Annotated in this window: 5 protein-coding genes; 3 read left to right on the top strand and 2 right to left on the bottom strand. The window is 71.2% G+C overall.

Going from position 1 to position 4914, the window contains the following annotated elements; all coding sequences use genetic code 11:
* Positions 1-1082, bottom strand: a 1082-nt coding sequence (locus GT042_RS12110) for an SGNH/GDSL hydrolase family protein (protein ID WP_161308727.1), incomplete at its 3' end; no start/stop codon positions are given.
* A 169-nt stretch (positions 1083-1251) separates the two neighbouring features.
* Between GT042_RS12110 and GT042_RS12105 the strand changes: the two genes are divergently transcribed.
* Positions 1252-2658: a cystathionine beta-synthase gene (locus tag GT042_RS12105; RefSeq protein ID WP_161308726.1), complete on the top strand. Its 1407-nt coding sequence runs from the start codon at positions 1252-1254 to the stop codon at positions 2656-2658.
* A gap of 288 nt (positions 2659-2946) precedes the next feature.
* Here the strand turns inward: GT042_RS12105 and GT042_RS12100 are convergent, their stop codons facing one another.
* The gene (locus tag GT042_RS12100) at positions 2947-3360 is read right to left on the bottom strand and encodes a hypothetical protein (RefSeq protein ID WP_161308725.1); all 414 of its coding nucleotides are present in this window, start codon (positions 3358-3360) and stop codon (positions 2947-2949) included.
* A 196-nt stretch (positions 3361-3556) separates the two neighbouring features.
* On the opposite strand from GT042_RS12100, the gene GT042_RS38980 reads away from it, so the two are divergent.
* Complete coding sequence (locus GT042_RS38980) at positions 3557-4504, top strand: FkbM family methyltransferase (RefSeq protein WP_161308724.1); 948 nt, start codon at positions 3557-3559, stop codon at positions 4502-4504.
* Between the two features lie 162 nt (positions 4505-4666).
* A partial coding sequence (locus GT042_RS12090) for an aromatic amino acid lyase (protein ID WP_202532673.1) occupies positions 4667-4914 on the top strand: 248 nt, incomplete at its 3' end.

The following is a 4914-nucleotide window of genomic DNA, read 5'->3' as shown; positions in this document are numbered from 1 at the left end:
GGCGTCTCGGCGTCCGGGTCCGCGACGCTCGCGCCCCGGGGGGTGGTGTTGTGCGGGGCCGCCTCCTGGGAGGCGAGATCCTGGGCGTCCTGGGAGGCGATGTCCTCGGGGGCCGCCTCCTGGGGGGCCACGTCCACCGGCGTGACCGGGTGCCTGCGCCGCCGGTGTTTCAACAGGGCCCACGGCCCGCGCGCGCCGGCGACCTCCGTGCCCGCCCGGGACGCGGCGGCCGAGGCGGCCTTGGCCACCGGGAGCATGTCCTCGTCACGCGACACGTCGAGGTGATCGGTCTCCGGCCACAGGCCCAGCACCGCGCACAGCGTGGGCAGGACGGCCATCGACGCCGTCGCGTACCCCTCGGCCGACGGGTGGTAGTTGTCAGGCCCGAACAGCTCCCGGGGGTTCTCCGCGAACTCAGGACCCAGCAGGTCCCCCAGCGAGACCGTACGGGCCCCCTGCTGGACCGCCACGATCGTCTGCGCCGCCGCCAGCTGCCGGCTCACCCGGCGCGCCAGATAGCGCAGCGGCTGGTACACCGGCTCGATCGTGCCCAGGTCCGGACAGGTCCCCACGACCACCTCGGCGCCCGCCGTCCGCAGCCGCCGTACCGCCGCCGACAGGTACCGCACCGACCGCGTCGCCGACATCCGGTGCGTGACGTCGTTCGCGCCGATCATGATCACGCAGACCTCCGGCGGCTCCGCGCCGGACAGCAGCAGCGTCACCTGCCGGTCCAGATCGTCCGAGCGCGCCCCCGGCAGCGCCACGTTCCGCAGGTCCACCGGCCGCTCCGCGACCGCCGCCAGCCCCGAGGCCAGCAGCGCCCCCGGGGTCTGCCCCGCCCGGCGCACGCCCTGCCCCGCCGCCGTCGAATCGCCCAGCATGCCCATCCGCAGCGGATCGGTGTGCCCGAAGGCCAGTCCGTACCACCCGTTACCGCTCGGCGGTACGGGTGCGATCCCGCCGCCCACCGACCGCTTCGCCAGCTGCGCCTCCGCCAGCAGGATCCCCACGCCGGCCGCGCCGATCAGGCCGATGCTCCCGCCCCCGTAGGCCGCGCCCGCCGCGATCCGCCGTGCCACCCTCGCCCTCGACACAGTCCGAGCCACCTCCTCCTCGCCGCACGCCGTACGCCGCGCGCCCTACGCGTGAGTACGTACACCAGCTAACTGCCCCGTAAGGACCGTCGCCCAATCTCGCGCGTCTCCGCATACGCTGGCCGGACCATCACGGAGACCCCGGAGACATACGGTGCAATTCCACGACTCGATGATCAGTCTGGTTGGCAATACCCCGCTGTTGAAACTGAACAGCGTGACCACGGGCATTCGGGCGACAGTCCTGGCCAAGGTCGAATACTTCAACCCGGGCGGTTCGGTGAAGGACCGGATCGCCCTGCGCATGATCGAGGCGGCGGAGCAGAGCGGCGAGCTCCGGCCGGGCGGCACGATCGTCGAACCGACCAGCGGCAACACCGGCGTCGGACTCGCGATCGTGGCCCAGCAGAAGGGGTACAAGTGCGTTTTCGTGTGCCCTGACAAGGTGTCCACGGACAAGATCAACGTCATGCGCGCGTACGGCGCCGAGGTCGTCGTCTGCCCGACGGCGGTCGATCCCAGCCACCCGGAGTCGTACTACAACGTCTCCGACCGGCTGGTCACGGAGACGCCGGGCGCCTGGAAGCCGGACCAGTACAGCAACCCGAACAACCCCCGCTCGCACTACGAGACCACCGGTCCGGAGCTGTGGGAGCAGACGGAGGGGAAAATCACCCATTTCGTGGCGGGTGTGGGCACCGGCGGCACCATCTCGGGCACCGGCCGCTACCTCAAGGAGGTCAGCGGCGGCAGCGTGCGCGTCGTCGGCGCGGACCCCGAGGGGTCCGTCTACTCGGGCGGCTCGGGCCGGCCGTACCTGGTCGAGGGCGTCGGTGAGGACTTCTGGCCGACCGCGTACGACCGTACGGTCACGGACGAGATCGTCGCCGTGTCCGACAAGGACTCGTTCCGGATGACCCGCCGGCTGGCCAAGGAGGAGGGGCTGCTCGTCGGCGGCTCCTGCGGGATGGCGGTCGTGGCGGCGCTGAAGGTCGCCGAGGGGCTCGGCCCCGACGACGTCGTGGTCGTCCTGCTGCCGGACAGCGGGCGCGGCTACCTCAGCAAGATCTTCAACGACGAGTGGATGAACGACTACGGGTTCCTGGAGCAGACCGGGGGCGCGGCGGCCGTCGGTGACGTCCTGCGGCACAAGGAGGGCCCCATCCCGACGCTCCTCCACATGCACCCGGAGGAAACGGTCGGGCAGGCCATCGAGGTCCTGCGGGAGTACGGCGTCTCCCAGATGCCCATCGTGAAGCCGGGCGCGGGACACCCGGACGTGATGGCCGCCGAGATCATCGGCTCGGTCGTGGAACGGGACCTCCTGGACGCGCTGTTCACCCAGCGGGCCGCGCTCGGCGACGCGCTGGAGAAGCACATGTCGGGGCCGCTGCCGCAGGTCGGTTCCGGTGAGGCGGTCGCCGACCTGATGGCCGCGCTGAGCGGCTCGGACGGCGCCGACGCGGCGATCGTGCTGGTGGAGGGAAAGCCGACCGGTGTCGTGAGCAGGCAGGATCTGCTGGCGTTCCTGTCCAAGGACGTGCCCCACCCCGCACATTGACCCGGGGTTTCGCGCATTCGCGAAAGTGGTACGAGGGCGACACGTCCACGCAGCACCCGCTTAACACGCGTACGGCACATTGGTTGTTGTCGGCGTCACGGACTACGGAGCGGCTCCCGGACCTCCATGGACGCCCAGGACACGAGAACCGGCCCTGACCCGGATCGTGTCCCTCGCGGGGACCGTCGTCGTCCCGCCCCCCAGTAATGGGGGTGCGGCGGTCCCCGCGCTTACTTTTTCCCGGGCGCGGTCCGCGCCCGGGACTCTCCGGGTCGTACGCGCCGGTCCTCAGTCCTCCCAGTCGGATTCGCGCCGCCGCCGCGCGGCCCACGGCCAGCCGTGCGACGAATGCACCGTGTTGACCGCGACGATGCCCAGCCAGCAGACGATCAGCCCCTTGTTGCCGGCCTGGACGGCGGCGATCGCGGACAGCGGGATGGCCAGGATCAGCGAGATGATGCCGAAGCCGAACCGCTCACCGAACCCCTCGGGGCCGGCCGGCGAGCGGCTGCTGCGGGCCGCCGACATCTGCTGTTCGGCGAGCTGGCGCCGTACCCGGCGGTCCACCGTCCCGTCGAGGCGCTGCTCGACCTTCTCCAGGAACGACTCGACGAGCGCGGGCTCGTACTCCGTCCCCAGCTCCCGGCGGGCCTGAAGGGTCGCGTCGAGCTCCTTCTTGAGCTCAGGATCGAAGGCTTCCATGCGGACCACCGTACGAAGCGGGAGTGCTCGCGGTCCCTGGGGGTAACCCCCCCATTTTCCGGTCCCCCGCACGCGCCGGGGCCGACGCCCAGGCATTCGCCTCACGTTCACCCGGTGAACATCCTGCGCTCAGCGGGCGGCGACAACATCGGCACACTCGAACGGCCCTTCCGTCGGAAGACATCCAAGGAGACCCGTGAAGATCCTCCGCAAGATCTCGTCAGCCGCACGCCGGGCGCAGCCGGGCTCCGGCCGGCCCGCCGCCGCCCCGCGCGGGACCCGGATCCAAGACCTCGACGCGGGGAACCGGGTGACCGCGGCGGAGGCCGCGCGCATCCGGCCGGTCACGACCACCGAGATCCTGAACACCCACCGCAAGGCCTTTCCCCACCACGGGTGGGTGGAGATCGACTCGGGCCTCTGTCCGCCGTTCGTCATGTTCTGCGCGAACGACGAGGCCGTCGCCCTCGACACCGTGTGGAACGGCCGCTTCGGCTACGAGTCGGCGAGCCTCTACCACTGGAGCCGCCTCGCCGCCGGCAGCCGTACGGTCCTCGATGTCGGCGCGCACGTCGGCTACTACGCGATGATCGCGGCCCTCTCCGCCCCCAAGGCCAAGGTGCACGCGTTCGAGCCGGTCCCGCCCATCCACGCCAGGCTGGCCGTCAACCACCGGATCAACGGCGTCAAGAACCTGGTGCTGCACCAGAAGGGCGTCTCCGACCACGTGGGGTTCGCGGACATCAACATCCGCTTCCCGCTGGTGAACCTACTGTCCACCGGCTCCTCCCTGGAGGACTTCACCAAGCCCGTGGCCAGCGCGATCACCAGCCGGGTGCAGCTCGTCTCCCTGGACGACGCCCTGGGGGACACCCCGGTCGACCTGATCAAGATCGACGTCGAGGGCCACGAGCCGAGCGTCCTCGCCGGGGCCCGGCACCTCCTCAAGCGCGACCGGCCCGTCGTCATCCTCGAAGCGCTCCAGTCGACGCTGCTGGACCAGCTCACCGAGCCCTTCCGGGACCTCGATTACACCTTCCGCTGGATCTCGGAGTCCGACCGCAGGCTCGTGCCGATCGCCGACGGGCGGCCGGGCAAGAGCCGCAACCTGATCTTCGCGCCCCGGGAGAAGGAGTACGCCTGACCCGGAGCCGTGATCCGGAGCTGGAGCCGGACCCGGAGCCGTGGTCCGGAGCCTTGACCCCGGAGAAGGGTTGCGCCTGACAGCTGCCGCGCTTGCCCGGCTTGCATATAGTCATGCAGAGTTGTGTGTGGCTGAATGGATGCCAAAAGGGGGCATGCGCGCATGATGTCGTCCCACCCGCCGTACCCGGTGGCCGCCGCCGTGGTCGTCCTGGACGGGCAGAGCCTCCCGGTGGCCGACGTCGTACGGCTGGCCGACGGCGCCGCCCGTCCCGTCCCCGGCACCGACGCGATGAAGCGCGTCGAGCGGACCTGGGACGCGGCGCGCGAGCTGGCCGCGTCGGGACGGGTGTACGGGCGGTCCACCGGCGTCGGCGCCAACCGCACCGAGGCCGTGCCGACCGAGGCCGC

The organism is Streptomyces sp. SID3212, assembly GCF_009865405.1.
Classification (GTDB): Bacteria; Actinomycetota; Actinomycetes; order Streptomycetales; family Streptomycetaceae; genus Streptomyces.
The sequence above is the reverse complement of the archived record's forward strand: the minus strand, read 5'-3'. Positions and strand labels throughout refer to the sequence as shown.